The sequence below is a fragment of the Mariluticola halotolerans genome (genome assembly GCF_021611515.1).
Classification (GTDB): domain Bacteria; phylum Pseudomonadota; class Alphaproteobacteria; order Rhizobiales; family Devosiaceae; genus Mariluticola; species Mariluticola halotolerans.
The window spans coordinates 2,683,723-2,700,000 of sequence record NZ_CP090960.1; the positions used below are offsets into that span (position 1 = coordinate 2,683,723).

Below are 16,278 nucleotides of genomic sequence, written 5' to 3' on the forward strand. Positions count from 1 at the left end.
TCAGGGTTTTTTAATCGCAGAGGCCCAGTGTTTTGCTGTTCAGGCAAGCTGGTTATTTTGCGTTGTTTTCATTTGTAAAAAATATGACGGGGCGGTTGATTGCGCGGCATGCTCCAGCGCAGGGCGGCGGGCGTGCGCCACGGCTGAGGGCCGAAATCACGCAGCGGCGGGTTGCCGCTGTGCAGCGCCTTATTCCGGCGACCCTGATTTTCAATCTTGTTCATGTTGGTTTGTTCGCCCTTGCGGTCTGGGGGGCGGTGCCTTCGGGGCATTTCGTGCTTTGGGGCTGTGCAACGGCGCTCGCTGTGGCGCTGTTGCTGGTGCCCTGGCGCGCCTATCGCCGCGGAAACCCTTCAAGGGTGGAAGATATGGAGCGCATCCAGCGACAGATTACGCTGTTGGCGGGTTTGCGGGCGCTGGCCTGGGGTGTGGGGGCGATCGTGTTTCTGCCGCAACTGGGCCCGGACCGGCAATTGCTGGTGGGGCTGATTGCGGGCGGGATGATGTGTGCCGAGGTTTTCGGCTTTGCCGCCTTCCCCCTGGCGACGCTGGTTTATGGCGGTGTGCTGACGCTGACGGGTAGTATGGCGTTGCTGAGCGCCGGGATGACGGCGTTCGAGATTGTGCCCCTGCTTGTGTTTTTTGCCTATGTTCTGGTGATCGTGCGCCATCAGGCGGGTCTTTTTCTGGAAGAGACGCGGGATGCCCATGCCCGGGATGAAGCGCAACGCGATGTTGCCATGTCGCTTAATGATTTTGAGGCGAACAGCAGTGACTGGCTTTGGCAAACGGATGCCTCGGGCCGGTTTTGCGCGGTCAGCCCACGGTTCTCAAAGGCGGCGGGGCTGGATGCCGAAACGTTGAACGGCATGCATTTTTCGGAATTGTTTGCCCCGGACGCTGAATTTTTCAACACGGTGATTTGTGAACGGGTGCGGTTGCGCGAGCCTTTGTCCGATGCGCGGGCCAGTGTGCAGGTGGGCGGGGTGCAGCGCTATTGGTCGATCAGCGCCAGCCCGCAATGGGACCGGGTTGACGGGTTTTGCGGTGTGCGGGGCGTGGCCCAGGATATTACCGGCAAGCTGCTGGCTGAGCGGCGGTTGCAGCAATTGGCCCATACCGACCAGTTGACCGGATTGATCAACCGCACACGGTTTCTGGAATTGCTGACCGAGGCGTTTGCGACCCGCCCGGCAAGTGAAATCGGTATCGTCTCGCTGGATTTGACCGGGTTCAAGCTGATCAATGACACGCTTGGGCACCCGGTGGGCGATGCCCTGTTGCGGGATTTGGGGGCGCGTTTGCGGGCCTGGGCCGGTGACGCTTTTGATGTGGCCCGGCTGGGCGGGGATGAATTTACGGTTCTGCTGCTCGATATCAACGGGCCGGCGGAGGTTGAAAGCGTTGCCGCCGAACTGCTTGAATTGTTTGATGCGCCGTTTGTTGTGGGCACGCATAGCCTTGTGATCGATGGCAGTGCGGGCGCGGCTTTGGGCGGGGCGCATGGGGCGGATGCGGATGCGCTGATGCGCAATGCCGATCTGGCGCTTTATGCAGCCAAGGCGGAAGGCCGGGGCCGCAAGCGGATGTTCGAGGCGGAAATGTGTGCCGGCTTGCTGCGGCGCAAGCAGCTGGAATGTGCGCTGCATGGCGCGGAAGAGCGCGGCGAGCTGCACCTTTACTATCAGCCGATCTTCGAATTATCGACGGGCAAGGTTGTTGCCTATGAGGCGCTGCTGCGCTGGACCTCGCCGGAGCTTGGCCCGGTTGATCCCGAGGAATTCATATCTGTTGCCGAGGAGAGCGGGCTGATTGTGCCAATCGGCGACTGGGTTCTGGCACAGGCGGCGCGCGATGCGGCGAGCTGGCCTTCGGACATTCAGGTTTGCGTCAATGTTTCCCCCGTGCAATTGCGCAATACGACCCTGTTGAGCAAGCTGGTGCAAAATCTTGACCGCTACGGGCTGTTGCCCAGCCGGCTGACCCTTGAGATTACCGAGGGCGTGTTGCTGGAGGCGGGGTCACATGTGGCGGGTACCTTGCATGACCTGCTAAATCTCGGGGTGGGAATTGCGCTTGATGATTTTGGCACCGGCTATTCGTCGTTGAGCTATTTGCGCAGTTTTCCTTTCTCCAAGATCAAGATCGACGAATCCTTTGTCGAGGGGCTGGACAGCAATCCGGCCAATGCGCAAATCATCCGGGCGATTGTGGACATGGCCAATGCGCTTGGCTTTGATGTGGTGGCGGAGGGTGTGGAGACGCCGATGCAACTGGCGGAACTCAAGGCGCTCAACTGCAAATATGTGCAGGGCTATTTGTTCGCGCCGCCGCAAAGCGCCAATGACCTGATCGTTTTGACCGACCGGCGTGGCAAGCTGAAAGCCTCGCAGGCCTAGGCCGGTTTTTCGGCCAGCAGCATGTAATTGACGCTCATGTCGCGCGAGGTGCGCCACTGGTCCTGCAGGGGCGCGTAGCTGACGCCGGATTTGTGCTTGATGCTCATGCCATGGCGCTTGAGCTGGGAGCTGATTTCCTCAGGGGTGAGGAATTTCTCGTAAGTATGGGTGCCCTTGGGCAGCCAGCCCAGCACATATTCGGCCCCGACAATGGCGAGGGCAAAGGCTTTTGCCGTGCGGTTGATGGTGGCCACGAACATCAGCCCGCCGGGCTTGACCAATCGGGCGCAGCTTTCAAGATAAAGCGGCACGTCAGCGACGTGTTCGACCACTTCCATATTGAGCACGACGTCAAATTGTTCGCCCGCTTCCGCCATGGTTTCGGACGTGGTGGCGCGGTAATCGATCTCGAGGCCGGACTGGGCGGCGTGGAGTTCGGCAATGCGGATGTTTTTTTCAGCCGCATCGGCACCGGTAACCGTCGCCCCGAGCCGGGCCATGGGTTCGCACAAAAGACCGCCGCCACAGCCGATATCGAGAAATTTCAGGCCTTCGAGGGGCAGGCGTTTGGTGCCATCGAGCTGAAAGTGATCAATGACATGCTGGCGGATATAGGCCAGCCGCACGGGGTTGAACTTGTGCAATGGCTTGAACTTGCCCTTTGGGTCCCACCATTGTTCCGCCATGGCTGTGAAGCGGGCGATTTCGTCGTCATTAATGGTTGTTGCGGCCATGACACTGTTCTTTTTGGGTTAATTCAGCTGTGGTTTAGCACGGGCAGGCTGTGCCCGGAAACCATCATATTGGCGTGCCAGTTGCAGTTGTCGCGTGCTTATGGCAATTGACGCGCGAACAAAACAAACCGGCCGGGCTATTTTGGGGTGCCGGGGCATAAAGGAAAAGCGTCATGGCACGTCTCGTCATGAAATTCGGCGGCACATCGGTGGCCGATGTGGACCGCATCCGGCACGCTGCGCGCCATGTAAAGCGTGAGGTGGACGCGGGCAACCAGGTTTGCGTGGTGGTGTCGGCCATGGCCGGGGCGACCAACCAGCTTGTGGGCTGGGTCAATGACGCCTCCAAACTGCATGATGCGCGTGAATATGATGCGGTGGTGGCCTCTGGCGAACAGGTGACCGCGGGGCTGATGGCGATTGTGCTTTCGGATATGGGGATTGCCGCGCGCTCATTTGCGGGCTGGCAGGTGCCGATTGAAACCGATGACGCCCATGGGGCGGCGCGGATTACCGATATCAAGCCGGCGCTTTTGAACGAGCGGCTGGGGCAGGGCGTGGTGTGTGTGGTGACCGGGTTTCAGGGCGTTGCCCCTTCAGGCCGGGTGACGACGCTGGGACGCGGTGGATCTGACACCAGTGCTGTGGCGGTGGCGGCGGCTATCGGGGCGGATCGCTGCGATATTTATACCGATGTGGACGGGGTTTATACGACCGATCCGCGCATTGCCCCCAAGGCGCAGCGGCTGACCCGGATTTCGTTTGAGGAAATGCTGGAAATGGCCTCGCTGGGGGCCAAGGTTTTGCAGACGCGCTCGGTGGAGCTGGCGATGGCGCAGAAAGTGCGCCTTGCAGTGCGCTCGAGCTTTGACGACCCGGATGCGCCGCAGGTGGCGCCCGATGGGTCGGGTCATGGTGTTCCCGGCACACTGGTGTGCGATGAGGATGAGATTATGGAAAAGCAGATTGTTTCTGGCGTGACCCTGGCCAAGGCCGAGGCGAAAATCACCCTGCGCGGGGTCAAGGACAAGCCCGGCGTTGCCGCTGCCGTGTTCGGCTCGCTGGCCGATGAGCGCATTGTTGTCGACATGATTGTGCAAAATGTCTCCGACGATGGCAAAATGACCGATATCACCTTTACCGTGCCTGATAGTGAATACGACAAGGCGATGAAAGCTTTGACCGTTGCGGGGGACCGGTTCGAGTATGATTCGATTTCCGGGTCCAAGGGCGGGGCGAAAATCTCTGTTGTGGGCGTTGGCATGCGTTCGCATGCGGGTGTGGCATCGTCGATGTTCCAGGCCCTGGCGGACAAGGGAATCAACATTCAGTTGATTACAACCTCTGAAATCAAGACCTCAGTTCTCATAGAAGAAGAGTATGCGGAACTTGCGGTTCGGGCGCTGCATACGTATTACGGTCTCGACAAAGACAGCGCGTAGGATCCGCAAGAGCTCCAAATGCGTTGTTGGGGGAGGGGTGGCAATCGGGCCGCCATGAGGATTTTTTTATGGGCAACGCCGCTGGCGGCGGGCCGCGCGTTTTGCTTCGGCAATTGCGTGAAACCCTTGCTGAGCCTTTGGGTTCACAGGACCGCCTGAACAAGATTGTTGATCTGATCGCGGACAATATGCGGGCCGATGTGTGCTCGTTCTATGTGTTGCGTGATGATAGCGCGCTTGAACTTTTTGCGACTCACGGCCTGAAACCTGAAGCTGTGCACATGACCACGCTGCGGCTGGGCGAGGGGCTTGTGGGCCTGATCGCTGCCGAGGCGGAGCCCTTGAGCCTTCTCGATGCCACAGCGCATCCAGCCTTTGCCTATCGCCCCGAAACGGGGGAAGACCCGTTCAATTCCTTCCTTGGTGTGCCGGTTTTGCGTTCGGGCCAGACGCTGGGCGTTCTGGTTGTGCAGAACTCGGAACGGCGCGCCTATGGCGAGGACGAGACCGAGGCCATGCTGACCACGGCGACGATTCTCGCCGAAATGCTGTCGGCGTCGGAATTTGAAAGCCTGATCAAGCCGGGGTCGGATATCGATCTGCGGCGGCCGCGCATGCTGGAAGTGGTCAGCTTTGGCGAGGGCATTGCGCTTGGCCATGTGGTTTTGCATGACCCGCGTGTTGTGGTGATGAATTTTGTCGCCGATGACACGGACGAGGAAAAGGCCCGGCTGGAAAAGGCAATCCGCACCATGCGCATGTCGATTGACGACATGTTCAAGCGGGGCGATATGCAATTGTCCTCCGATCACCGGGATATTCTGGAAAGCTACCGGATGTTTGCCCATGACCGGGGCTGGGTCAGGCGCATCGAAGAGGCGATTGACAACGGGCTGACGGCGGAAGCGGCGACCGAGCGGGTGCAGAACGACACCCGTGCGCGCATGCTGCGCCAGGCGGACCCTTATATCCGTGACCGGCTGCATGATCTGGATGATCTGGCCAACCGGCTGCTCAGGGTTCTGACGGGCAATGGCAAGGTGGGCGCGACAGAGCTGCCTGACAATGCCGTGGTTGTGGCCCGGAATATGGGGCCTGCTGACCTGCTGGAATATGACCGCACCAAGCTGCGCGCCATTGTGCTTGAGGATGGGGCGGCAACAGCGCATGTGGCGATTGTTGCCCGGTCACTCGGGCTGGTGGCCGTGGGGCAGGCCGATTCGATTGCCTCGATCTGTGAGACCGGCGACGATATTATCGTCGATGGTACGCTGGGGGTTGTCTATTTACGCCCGACCAGCGAAATCGAGGCGAGCTATGCCGACAAGGTAAAACTGTCGGCCAAGCGGCGGGCGCATTTTGCTGAATTGCGCGACAAGCCCTCGATCACCAAGGACGGGGTTGAGGTGACGCTGTTGCACAATTCCGGGCTGGTGGCGGATTTGCATGCACTGGAGGAAACCGGGGCTGCGGGTGTGGGCCTGTTCCGCACCGAACTGCAATTCATGATCGCCTCCAAGCTGCCGCGGCTTAGCGAACAGATCGATCTTTATCGCGAGGCGATCAGGATTGCCGGTGACAAGCCGGTTGTGTTCCGTCTGCTGGATATTGGCGGCGACAAGGTGGTGCCCTATTTGCGCTCGATGGCCGAGGAAAACCCGGCCATGGGCTGGCGGTCGCTGCGTCTGGCGCTCGATCGGCCGGGATTGTTGCGCACACAGGTGAGGGCCTTGTTGCAGGCTGCGGATGGACGGCCGCTGAAAATTCTGGTGCCGATGGTCACCGAAGTTGCCGAATTCCGGCAGGCGCGGCAGGTGATCAAGAAGGAATGGGAACGGTTAAAGCGCACTGGTGCGCCCGTGCCGGAAAAGATTGAACTCGGTTCGATGGTGGAAGTGCCCTCGCTGTTGTTCGAACTGGATCATTTGATGCCGGAGGTGGATTTTGTTTCCATCGGCTCCAATGATCTTGTGCAGTTTTTGACGGCGACTGACCGGGCCAATCCGCGTGTCGCCCGCAATTACGATCCGATTGCCCTGCCGCGCCTTAGAGCCTTGCGGCTGATCGTTGACAGTGCGGCACGCTATAATGTGCCGGTGACCATGTGCGGCGAGCTGGCCGGGCGGCCGATTGAGGCGCTGGCGCTTTTGTCGATCGGCATGACACGTCTTTCCATGGGCGCGTCCTCGATCGGGCCGATCAAGGAAATGATTCTCTCGCTCGAGATTGAACCCATCCGCACAGCGGTTGCGGCGGCCCTGAGTGAAGGCGCTGATGGCGGTTCCATTCGTGACTTGCTGGTGGAATGGGCGGCGCGCCAGAACCTGCCAATCTAGCCTCCCGGTTGGGGTGGCTATGTGCTGGCTCTTGTTTTCAAAGCGCCAATGGCGCAAAACCGGGCTCCGATTTTTTGCCTGAGGCTTCAGGCTGCTGTTTTTAACTGAAAGTCCTTCTCCCATGGCGCAATTGCCAACAGAAAAGCTTGATGCCGTCGAGCAGCGTTTTGACTCACTGGAGCACCAGATGTCCGGCGGGCCAGAGCCGGATGAATATGTCCGCCTGTCCAAGGAATATGCTGAACTTCAGCCCATGATCGGGCCGATCCGCGCTTATCGCCGGGCGCTTGAGGATTACAAGGGTGCCAAGGAATTGCTGGGGTCGAAGGACCCTGAAATGCGCGAACTGGCCGAACTGGAATATGAAGAGCTGGGCGAAAAGATTGATGCGCTGAGCCAGGAAATCCGGCTGCTGCTATTGCCCAAGGATTCTGCCGATGAGCGCAGTGTTATTCTTGAAGTGCGTGCCGGGACGGGGGGCGACGAGGCGGCGCTGTTCGCGGGCAACCTGTTTCGCATGTATCAGCGCTATGCCGAACTGAACCGCTGGAAGGTCACCATCATGACCGAGAGCGAAGGCGATATGGGTGGTTACAAGGAAATCATCGCCAATATTTCGGGCACGGGTGTTTATGCGAAACTGAAATTCGAGAGCGGCACGCACCGGGTGCAACGGGTGCCCGAGACCGAAGCCAGTGGGCGCATTCATACCTCGGCAGCGACGGTTGCGGTTTTGCCCGAGGTCGAGGATATCGATATCGAGGTGCGCAATGAGGATATCCGCATTGATACGATGCGGGCCTCGGGCGCGGGCGGACAGCACGTCAACACCACCGACAGTGCGGTGCGTATCACGCATATTCCCTCAGGGATTGTGGTGACCTCTTCGGAAAAGAGCCAGCATCAGAACCGTGACCGGGCCATGAAGGTGTTGCGAGCACGCCTTTATGAGGCGGAGCGCGAGAAGCGCGACAGCGAACGCTCCGAAGCGCGCCGCGACCAGGTGGGCACGGGCGACCGCTCGGGCCGCATCCGCACTTATAATTTCCCGCAAGGGCGGGTGACAGATCACCGGATCAACCTGACGCTCTACAAGATCGACAAGATCATGGAAGGGGAGGGGCTGGAGGAGGTGATCAGCGCGCTGGTGACCGAACATCAGGCCGCACAGCTGGCGGCGATGGACCAGGAAAGCTGAGCACTTTGCCGCAAACGATGGGCCGCGCCTGGCGGCTTGTGCGCGACCGGTTTGCCGACGCGAATATGGCGACGCCATCGCTGGATGCCCGGCTTTTGGCGGAGCGTGCCTTTGGTTTTGACGGGGCGCAACTGGCGGCGCATGAGCATGATGTGGCGGGCGCACAGGCGCTGGATGTGCTCGAGGGATTTGCGGCGCGGCGGTTGGCCGGGGAGCCGGTGGCGCGCATTCTGGGGCACAAGGAATTTTTCGGGCTCGATTTTACACTGAACGCGGCAACGCTTGTGCCCCGGCCTGAAACGGAACTGGTGGTTGAGCTGGGGCTGGATTTTCTGGCCGGTCGGCCGGATGCCGGCATTCTCGATCTTGGAACCGGCACCGGGTGCATTGCGATTGCGCTTCTGGACAATTTGCCGACGGCCAACGGGGTGGCGGTTGATCTGAGTGGTGAGGCGCTGGAGGCGGTGGCGATCAATGCCAAGGCGCATCATGTTGCCGACCGGCTGACCCTTTGTGAGGGGTCATGGTTTCAGCCTGTTGACCGGTCGGCGCGGTTTGACCTGATCGTTTCAAATCCGCCCTATATCGAGAGTGACGTGATTGCCAGTCTTGAACGGGAAGTGCGCTTGCATGATCCCGTGCTGGCGCTGGATGGCGGGGCGGACGGGTTGGCACCCTATCATCTCATTGCCGCGGAAGCGCGTGACTATCTGGCGGCGGGCGGCGCGGTGATTGTGGAACTGGGGGCGGGGCAGGCAGCGCCGGTTCGTGAGATATTCGAAAAGGCGGGATATCCGATGTGCACAATACATGACGATCTGGCCGGAATTGGCCGGGTGGTTGTGGCGCGCATTTAACGCAAACCCGGTGGCAAGTGGGGGTGATGCCATTTTTTGCTTGGAAAACCAAGGCGAAGCATATAGGTTGACCGTGCTGTTCAGCTGCGTGGGTTCACGCACAGGCAATAGTCACCCGTTCATCGCGAATGCCTTTCAAAGGCAATCAGGCACTGGATCCAAAGGATCTTTTCAATGGTGCAGGGTGTGGCTGAAGCGGCAGCTTGTTGACGCTCAACTGAAAATATCCCCGGTTGCGGGAGTTACCCGCAGATCGCCCGGATACGAGAGTTATGTTGGCTGTAAATACAGTTTGCCCGACACAAACAAAGAGCTTTGTAGCGACGAATGAGACCTAACAACAATCAGAACAAGCGCTCGCGGGGCCGTAATAATAGCGGTGGTCGCAAGCACACAAACCCCCTTTCGCGTAATTTTGAGAGCAATGGTCCGGATGTGAAAATCCGTGGCAATGCCTCACATATTGCTGAGAAATACCAACAATTGGCACGTGATGCGCAGGCGAGTGGCGATTCGGTGATGGCGGAGAACTATCTCCAGCATGCGGAACATTATTTCCGCATTCTGTCTGCCGCCCAGGCGCAGAACCCGCAGCGCAATGACCAGTCGCAGCCACAAATGAATAATGGCAGTGACGATGGTGACGACGACGACAATAATGACAATGCCAGCGGCAATGACGACCAGGGGTCGGCTGAGGTTTCTGGCAGCAATGCTGATCAGCCTGCACCGGCGGAGAGCGCCAAGTCAGATGCTGATGAGGCAGAGGCCGAAAAGCCGGCGCGCAAACCGCGTGAACGGCGCCCGCGCCGCAAACCGCAGCCGCGCACGGATGACGCACCGGTTGATGCAGCTGGTGCCGCACAGCCTGATGTGGGCGAATTGCCCGCCTTTCTGACCGCTGGCGGACGTGCCGACGCTGCCGAATAGGCTGCGTACGATTTAGTGCCCTAATCAGGGGCCGCGTTCCGGTTCTGCCGGCGTGCGGCCCCTTTATGTTGTCTTTGTCTCAAAAAACGGATCGTCGGCGTCCTTGAGTTCGCAGGCATTCCCATCGGGATCTGTAAAGGCGCCGACCAATCCCCAGTCGAACTGCCTGATATCAACCTGCACACCGGCCGCCTCAAGCTTTGCCGCAGCGTCGTGCACACTATCGACATTGAAGCGGAGGACGGTGGGGTTTTCGGCGTTCGGTTTTCGTGTATCGCGGGCCATGCCGCCTGTTTCGATCATCAGGTAACCATCACCGAACCGCAAGCAGGTGAGGCCCTGTTTTTCGAACCAGACGGGCAGGCCGATAATGTCGCGATAAAAGGCCAGACAGGCATCAAAACGTTCAGTGCCCAGAATAATGCCATGGGTGCGGATGTGTCCGGTCAGCATGCGGGTTTCCTTTTTCGCGAACTTACTGGGCTGGCCCGGGCAGCGTGCCCCTTTTCTTTTCGAAATCCAATACCATATCTCACTACAACAGAGGTGCGCTGCATAGTCAGGTGCCTCGCAAACCAGGCTTCCGGCGGTTCGTCTGCGCCTTTTTGGGCAGCGGGTCGTGCGAGAAAAGGAGATTGGTCGATATGAATATCGAGAAATATACCGAGCGCGCACGCGGTTTCATTCAAAGTGCGCAGACCATGGCTTTGGGCCAGGGGCACCAGCAGTTCGCGCCGGTGCATCTATTGAAGGTTTTGATGGATGATGACCAGGGCATGGCCTCTGGTTTGATCGAGCGCGCGGAAGGCGATCCGGTGCAGGTGCGTGCCGGGGTTGAAGCTGCGCTGAAGAAAATTCCAACTGTTTCAGGCGATGGCGGGCAGGTTTATCTCAGCCGCGAACTGGCCAAGGTTTTTGACACCGCCGAAAGCGCGGCGGACAAGGCCGGGGACAGCTTTGTGACCGTTGAACGGTTATTGCTGGCGCTGGTGATTGAAAAGACGGCGGATGCGGGCAAGATATTGTCGGCTGCCGGGGTGACTGCTTCCAAACTCAATGAAGCGATCAATGATTTGCGTAAAGGGCGCACGGCTGATTCTGCCTCGGCGGAAAACCAGTATGATGCGTTGAAGAAATATGCGCGCGATCTGACCGCTGACGCACGGGCGGGCAAACTGGACCCGGTGATCGGGCGTGACGAGGAAATCCGCCGCGCCATTCAGGTGTTATCGCGCCGTACCAAGAACAATCCGGTGCTGATTGGCGAGCCGGGCGTGGGCAAGACGGCGATTGCCGAAGGGCTGGCGCTCAGGATCGTCAATGGTGATGTGCCGGAATCGCTGAAGAACAAATCGCTGATGGCGCTTGATATGGGTGCCCTGATTGCCGGCGCGAAATATCGCGGTGAATTTGAGGAGCGCTTGAAGGGCGTGCTCAATGAAGTGACTGCGGCTGATGGGCAAATCATTCTGTTTATCGACGAGATGCACACGCTTGTGGGGGCGGGTGCAGGCGATGGGGCGATGGATGCCTCGAACCTGCTGAAGCCGGCCTTGGCGCGTGGTGAATTGCACTGCGTGGGTGCAACGACGCTTGATGAATATCAAAAGCATGTTGAAAAAGACGCGGCGCTGGCCCGGCGTTTCCAGCCGGTCTTTGTCAGCGAGCCGACGGTTGAAGACACAATCTCGATCCTGCGCGGGCTCAAGGAAAAATACGAGCTGCATCACGGGGTGCGGATTTCCGATTCGGCACTGGTTTCGGCGGCAACCCTGTCGAACCGCTATATTGCCGACCGGTTTTTGCCCGACAAGGCGATTGATCTGATGGATGAATCGGCGGCGCGCTTGCGCATGGCGATTGATTCAAAGCCCGAGGCGCTCGACGAACTCGACCGGCGCATCATGCAATTGAAGATCGAGCGGGAAGCCCTCAAAAAGGAAACCGACGACGCCTCGAAATCGCGATTGGCCAAGCTTGAAGGTGAGCTGGCTGACCTCGAAGAAGAAGCGGGTGCGCTCAACCAGCGCTGGGTTTCTGAAAAAAGCCGGCTGGCGGGCGGGCAAAAGCTCAAGGAAGAGCTGGATCAGGCCCGGTCGCAGCTGGAAATTGCCCAGCGCTCCGGCGATCTGGCGCGGGCAGGTGAGCTTGCCTATGGCGTTATTCCGGACCTTGAAAAGCGGATTGCCGATGCCGAAGCCCATGAGGGCGAGGGCGTTGTTGACAATGTGCTGGCCGAGGAAGTGGTGACCCCGAGCCATATCGCGCAGATTGTTTCGCGCTGGACCGGTATTCCCGTCGACAAGATGCTGGAAGGCGAGCGGGACAAGCTGCTGCGCATGGAAGAGGAACTGGCGCGCCGGGTGATCGGCCAGCAGGAAGCGGTGGCGGCGGTGTCGCGGGCCGTGCGGCGGTCGCGTGCCGGATTGCAGGACCCCAACAGGCCGATTGGCTCGTTCATTTTTTTAGGCCCAACCGGTGTGGGCAAGACCGAACTGACCAAGACCCTGGCGCAATTCCTCTTCGATGATGAAGCGGCCATGGTGCGGCTGGATATGTCGGAATTCATGGAGAAGCATTCCGTGGCCCGGCTGATCGGTGCGCCGCCGGGCTATGTTGGGTATGACGAGGGCGGGGTTTTGACCGAAGCGGTGCGGCGCCGGCCTTATCAGGTGATCCTGTTCGACGAAATCGAGAAGGCGCATCCGGACGTGTTCAATGTGCTGTTGCAGGTGCTCGATGACGGGCGACTGACCGATGGACAGGGCCGGACGGTGGATTTCCGCAATACGCTGATCATCATGACCTCCAATCTGGGCTCTGAATATCTCTCAGAACTCAAGGATGATGAGAGCGTGGAGCTGGTGCGTGGCAAGGTGCTCGATACGGTGAAGATGGCGTTCCGCCCGGAATTCCTCAACCGGGTCGATGAGATCCTGTTGTTCCACCGGCTGGCGCGGACGGATATGGGCGCGATTGTCGATATCCAGTTTGAGCGGTTGCAAAAGCTGCTCAAGGATCGCGATATCACCCTGACCCTTACCCCGGCAGCGCGCGAATGGCTGGCTAATGAAGGCTATGATGCTGCCTATGGTGCCCGGCCGCTGAAGCGCGTGATGCAGCGGCAGGTGCAGGACGGGCTGGCGGAAAAGGTGCTGGCCGGTGAGGTGAGCGATGGCAGCCAGGTGACAGTGGATGCCGGTGATGCCGGGCTGGTGCTGGTGCCCACGGTTGAGGCCGAGATTGTCGACGCGGCGCAATAAGCGCCGCGCCGGTTGTCCATTCGCCAATGCAATTGATCAGGGACGGGGCCAGCGCTCCGTCCTTTTTTATTGCTCTTCCTCTATGAATATGTTTAGAACATATAGGGAACAAATTGCGAGGGCGCGGGCGCATGCCAATCAAGATCGACTATGTGGAATTCGACACGGCCGATATGGCCGCGAGCAAGAATTTTCTCGCGACTGCTTTTGGCTGGCATTTTGCCGATTACGGCCCCAATTATCAGGCGTTTGAAAACGCCGGACTGGATGGCGGTTTGGACGCCAGTGGCGGTCAACCGGGCAAGGCGCTGGTGATTTTAAAGACCGACGATCTGGAGGCGGCGCTTGCGGCGGTGACCGAAGCGGGCGGGGAAATCGTCAAGCCGATCTTTGATTTTCCGGGCGGGCGGCGGTTTCACTTTCGCGAGCCGGGTGGCAATGAACTGGCGGTCTGGTCAGAACGCTGATCGATCTTTGGGGGGACGGATATGATTGATCGAGGTGTAAGTTTCCGGGACCTGCATGTGCCCGGCACGCCATTTATTCTGGCCAATGCCTGGGATACCGGGTCGGCGCGGATGCTGGCGGCGATGGGGGCCAAGGCACTTGCCACCTCATCGGCCGCGCATGCCTTTACGCTCGGTGTGCCGGATATGGGGCATGTGCCGCGTGATGTGGCGCTGACGCATGCCAGTGATCTGGTGGCGGCAACGCCCTTGCCAGTGAGTGGCGATCTGGAAAACGGTTATGGCCATGATGCGGCAAGCGTCGCCGAGACCGTGACCCTTGCGGCAAAGGCGGGGTTGGCGGGGTGCTGCATTGAAGACACCATGTTGCCGGCCGATACCCCTTATGATTTTGCAGCGGCGGTGGAACGGATTGAGGCCGGGGCGGCAGCGGCGAAGGCGGCTGAGGGGGATTTCGTGCTGACGGCGCGGGCGGATGGGGTGATGCTGGGGCATTATGACCTCGATGAAGCCATCCGGCGGCTCAAGGCTTTCGCAGAGGCCGGGGCCGATGTGCTCTATGCGCCAATGGTTGCCGATATGGACGCGCTGCAAAGCATTTGCCGGGCGGTGAGCAAGCCGGTCAATGCGCTTTGTGCGGGGCGGTTTAGCCAATACGGTCTTGCGGATTTTGCCCGGATCGGGGTGGCGCGGGTCAGTCTGGGGTCAGCGCTGGCGCGGGCGACCCACAAGATCATTCATGATACCGGGCTGGCAATGTTCGAGCGCGGTGACATGACCGGGCTGGGCGCGACGGTTTCGAGCGATATTGTTGACCCGATGCTGCGGAAATTTATCGACTGACGGCCAGATCAGGCCGGCACGGTATTATTCCGTGCTGGCCACGGTCATTGGCTTGGCATCGCGCTGCATCAGATCCTGCATCTGGGCGACGGTTTCGGCAAACTGGCGCTGATATTGGGGTGGCAGGGCCTTGTCGCGGGGCAGCTTGACACTAAGCGGGTCCACGAACCGGCCGTTGATCTTGATTTCGAAATGCAAATGGTTGCCTGTGGAAACACCGGTCGTACCGACATAGCCGATGATCTGTCCCTGACGCACGCGCACACCCGGCGCCATGCCGTCGGCAATCTTGTTCATGTGGCCATAGGCGGTTTCAAAGCCGTTGACATGTTTCAGTTTGACATAGCGACCATAGCCGGACGCCCATTTTGCGGTTTCCACCACGCCGTCACCTGCCGCGTAGATGGGGGTGTTACGCGGGGCGGAAAGATCGACGCCGCTATGCAATTTATAGGTGCCGAAAACGGGATGTTTGCGGTAGCCGAAACGCGAAGAGATGCGTCCACCACCCTTGAGCGGGCGGCGCTGGAGGAAGCGTTTGCCGCTCTGCCCATTGGGGTCGTAAAAATCCACAGTGCCGTCATCGGTACGGAAACGATAAAGTTCGCGCGTGGTATTGCCCAGTTTCAATCCGACATAAAGCAGTTCGGTACGGGCTGATGCGTCGGGCGGGGTTTCCAGAATTTCGATGGAATCGCCGGGGGCGATGCGCTTGTTCAGGTCAAGGTCATAGGCAAACATGGCAACGATCCGGTCCGTGATTTCGTCCGGCACATCATGTTTGCGGGCGGTCTCCCAGATCGAGCGATAGATTGTGGGCAGATTGTTGACGTTGATCTCTTCGGTATCTTCCTCGGGGAATTCGATGGCAGGTGGCGCGAGACCCAACACATACTGGCCGCGGTCGGTCAGTGCGACGGTTGCCGCGTGCACGTCCTGAACATAGATCGACATGCGATAGGGGATCAGGCTGTTGGATGTGCGTGAGGGGCCGAAGAGGATGCGCAGCCGGGCACCTGCCGGCAGGATGGTCGAGGGGTAGACATTGCGCAATGTCTTGGTGATGGCGCCGATCATCTGGGCGGTAAAGCCGTTCTTGATCAACACATCTTCGAGTGAGCTCTGTTCGCGGATGGTCAATACGCGCTCGGAACGGCCGAAGCCGGCGTCTTCGGCGAGATGGGTTTTAGGCATGACCGTCACATTTTCGGCCACGCCGGAAATGCCCTCGCCGGTCATGATGCCGAGATCGCGCACACCGGTTTCAATTGGGGCATAGCCGAGAATGGCACTGTCGCCATCGGTAAAATTGCCCTCAATGACAGCGCGGACAAATTCGGCAGCTTTCTTGTCGGAAATCTGAACTGCGGGGCGAATGTTGACCGGCAGCGAGGCTGTTTGTACGGCAACCTCCCCCTCAACCTCTGCACCGTAAACATCGGTGGAGACCTGAAGATCATCCTGGGCCGCCAGCGCCTGGCTGCGGCTGAGCAGGGCGACAGGATCATAGGCGGGGATATTGTCCGACAGGGCCGTGGCGGATGTGGCAAGTGTTGCGCGGATACGCACGAAAGGCTGGCGCCGGATCATGCCCCGGCCATCGACTGTTTCGCGGATCGAGGCTTCAACGATCTCGCGATCGGAGCGGGTCTGAGCGACGGGCTTTAATCTGTCGGTCTTGATCAGCAGCGATGTGGCGCTGGCTGTGTGGGGCTGCTCAATCTGCAAGGCTTCATAGGCGGTGGAAAAGGTGTCCTGCCCGAGAAAAGAAACATAAAGGGCCGCGCCCATCAGCAACACGCTGGTCAG

Annotated in this window: 12 protein-coding genes (1 of these 12 only partly in view); 9 read left to right on the plus strand and 3 right to left on the minus strand. The window is 59.4% G+C overall.

Translation table 11 applies throughout. The features are described from left to right. Nucleotides 1-83 precede the first annotated feature (83 nt). Nucleotides 84-2,399: a putative bifunctional diguanylate cyclase/phosphodiesterase gene (locus tag L1P08_RS12850; protein WP_303617407.1), complete on the plus strand. Its 2,316-nt coding sequence runs from the start codon at nt 84-86 to the stop codon at nt 2,397-2,399. On the opposite strand, the gene ubiG is transcribed toward L1P08_RS12850, so the two are convergent. After that, complete coding sequence (gene ubiG / locus L1P08_RS12855; protein WP_303617408.1) at nt 2,396-3,133, minus strand: bifunctional 2-polyprenyl-6-hydroxyphenol methylase/3-demethylubiquinol 3-O-methyltransferase UbiG; 738 nt, start codon at nt 3,131-3,133, stop codon at nt 2,396-2,398. The two genes, L1P08_RS12850 and ubiG, sit on opposite strands and share 4 nt — an antisense overlap. Before the next feature lie 173 nt (nt 3,134-3,306). Here ubiG and L1P08_RS12860 point away from each other — a divergent pair, with 173 nt between their 5' ends. The 5 genes from L1P08_RS12860 to L1P08_RS12880 all read left to right on the plus strand — a co-directional run bounded on the left by L1P08_RS12860 (nt 3,307) and on the right by L1P08_RS12880 (nt 9,896). Continuing rightward, nucleotides 3,307-4,575 (plus strand): aspartate kinase, encoded by a 1,269-nt coding sequence (locus L1P08_RS12860; RefSeq protein ID WP_303617409.1) that lies wholly within the window; start codon nt 3,307-3,309, stop codon nt 4,573-4,575. A 68-nt stretch (nt 4,576-4,643) separates the two neighbouring features. Further along, nucleotides 4,644-6,911 carry a phosphoenolpyruvate--protein phosphotransferase gene (gene ptsP, locus L1P08_RS12865; protein ID WP_303617410.1) on the plus strand — a complete coding sequence of 756 codons (2,268 nt, stop codon included), beginning with the start codon at nt 4,644-4,646 and terminating at the stop codon, nt 6,909-6,911. Between the two features lie 121 nt (nt 6,912-7,032). After that, entirely contained in the window at nt 7,033-8,109 is a 1,077-nt protein-coding gene (gene prfA, locus L1P08_RS12870) for a peptide chain release factor 1 (protein ID WP_303617411.1), read from the plus strand. A gap of 5 nt (nt 8,110-8,114) precedes the next feature. Then, nucleotides 8,115-8,966 carry a peptide chain release factor N(5)-glutamine methyltransferase gene (prmC, locus tag L1P08_RS12875; RefSeq protein WP_303617412.1) on the plus strand — a complete coding sequence of 284 codons (852 nt, stop codon included), beginning with the start codon at nt 8,115-8,117 and terminating at the stop codon, nt 8,964-8,966. A gap of 327 nt (nt 8,967-9,293) precedes the next feature. Beyond that, on the plus strand, nt 9,294-9,896 hold the full coding sequence (locus L1P08_RS12880; protein ID WP_303617413.1) for a DUF4167 domain-containing protein: 603 nt from the start codon (nt 9,294-9,296) through the stop codon (nt 9,894-9,896). 63 nt (nt 9,897-9,959) lie between these two features. Here the strand turns inward: L1P08_RS12880 and L1P08_RS12885 are convergent, their stop codons facing one another. After that, a complete protein-coding gene (locus L1P08_RS12885; RefSeq protein ID WP_303617414.1) occupies nt 9,960-10,349 on the minus strand; it encodes a VOC family protein in 390 nt (129 codons plus the stop codon). A 191-nt stretch (nt 10,350-10,540) separates the two neighbouring features. On the opposite strand from L1P08_RS12885, the gene clpB reads away from it, so the two are divergent. The 3 genes from clpB to L1P08_RS12900 all read left to right on the plus strand — a co-directional run bounded on the left by clpB (nt 10,541) and on the right by L1P08_RS12900 (nt 14,469). Continuing rightward, entirely contained in the window at nt 10,541-13,159 is a 2,619-nt protein-coding gene (gene clpB / locus L1P08_RS12890) for an ATP-dependent chaperone ClpB (protein ID WP_303617415.1), read from the plus strand. Nucleotides 13,160-13,290: 131 nt separating this feature from the next. After that, nucleotides 13,291-13,626 carry a VOC family protein gene (locus tag L1P08_RS12895; protein ID WP_303617416.1) on the plus strand — a complete coding sequence of 112 codons (336 nt, stop codon included), beginning with the start codon at nt 13,291-13,293 and terminating at the stop codon, nt 13,624-13,626. Between the two features lie 21 nt (nt 13,627-13,647). Beyond that, entirely contained in the window at nt 13,648-14,469 is an 822-nt protein-coding gene (locus L1P08_RS12900; RefSeq protein ID WP_303617417.1) for an isocitrate lyase/PEP mutase family protein, read from the plus strand. Between the two features lie 24 nt (nt 14,470-14,493). Here the strand turns inward: L1P08_RS12900 and L1P08_RS12905 are convergent, their stop codons facing one another. Then, nucleotides 14,494-16,278: the 3' portion of a M23 family metallopeptidase gene (locus L1P08_RS12905; RefSeq protein WP_303617418.1), read on the minus strand. 78 nt of this gene lie beyond the right edge of the window; 1,785 of the gene's 1,863 nt are visible here — the last part of the coding sequence; its start codon lies off the right edge, out of view; its stop codon occupies nt 14,494-14,496.

Bases quoted from the DNA above. Each gene is read 5' to 3' on its own strand.
- ptsP (WP_303617410.1), top strand. From the start codon at position 4,644: ATGGGCAACGCCGCTGGCGGCGGGCCGCGCGTTTTGCTTCGGCAATTG.
- L1P08_RS12900 (WP_303617417.1), top strand. From the start codon at position 13,648: ATGATTGATCGAGGTGTAAGTTTCCGGGACCTGCATGTGCCCGGCACG.
- prfA (WP_303617411.1), top strand. From the start codon at position 7,033: ATGGCGCAATTGCCAACAGAAAAGCTTGATGCCGTCGAGCAGCGTTTT.
- L1P08_RS12885 (WP_303617414.1), bottom strand. From the start codon at position 10,349: ATGCTGACCGGACACATCCGCACCCATGGCATTATTCTGGGCACTGAA.
- L1P08_RS12860 (WP_303617409.1), top strand. From the start codon at position 3,307: ATGGCACGTCTCGTCATGAAATTCGGCGGCACATCGGTGGCCGATGTG.
- L1P08_RS12850 (WP_303617407.1), top strand. From the start codon at position 84: ATGACGGGGCGGTTGATTGCGCGGCATGCTCCAGCGCAGGGCGGCGGG.
- clpB (WP_303617415.1), top strand. From the start codon at position 10,541: ATGAATATCGAGAAATATACCGAGCGCGCACGCGGTTTCATTCAAAGT.
- ubiG (WP_303617408.1), bottom strand. From the start codon at position 3,133: ATGGCCGCAACAACCATTAATGACGACGAAATCGCCCGCTTCACAGCC.
- L1P08_RS12895 (WP_303617416.1), top strand. From the start codon at position 13,291: ATGCCAATCAAGATCGACTATGTGGAATTCGACACGGCCGATATGGCC.
- L1P08_RS12880 (WP_303617413.1), top strand. From the start codon at position 9,294: ATGAGACCTAACAACAATCAGAACAAGCGCTCGCGGGGCCGTAATAAT.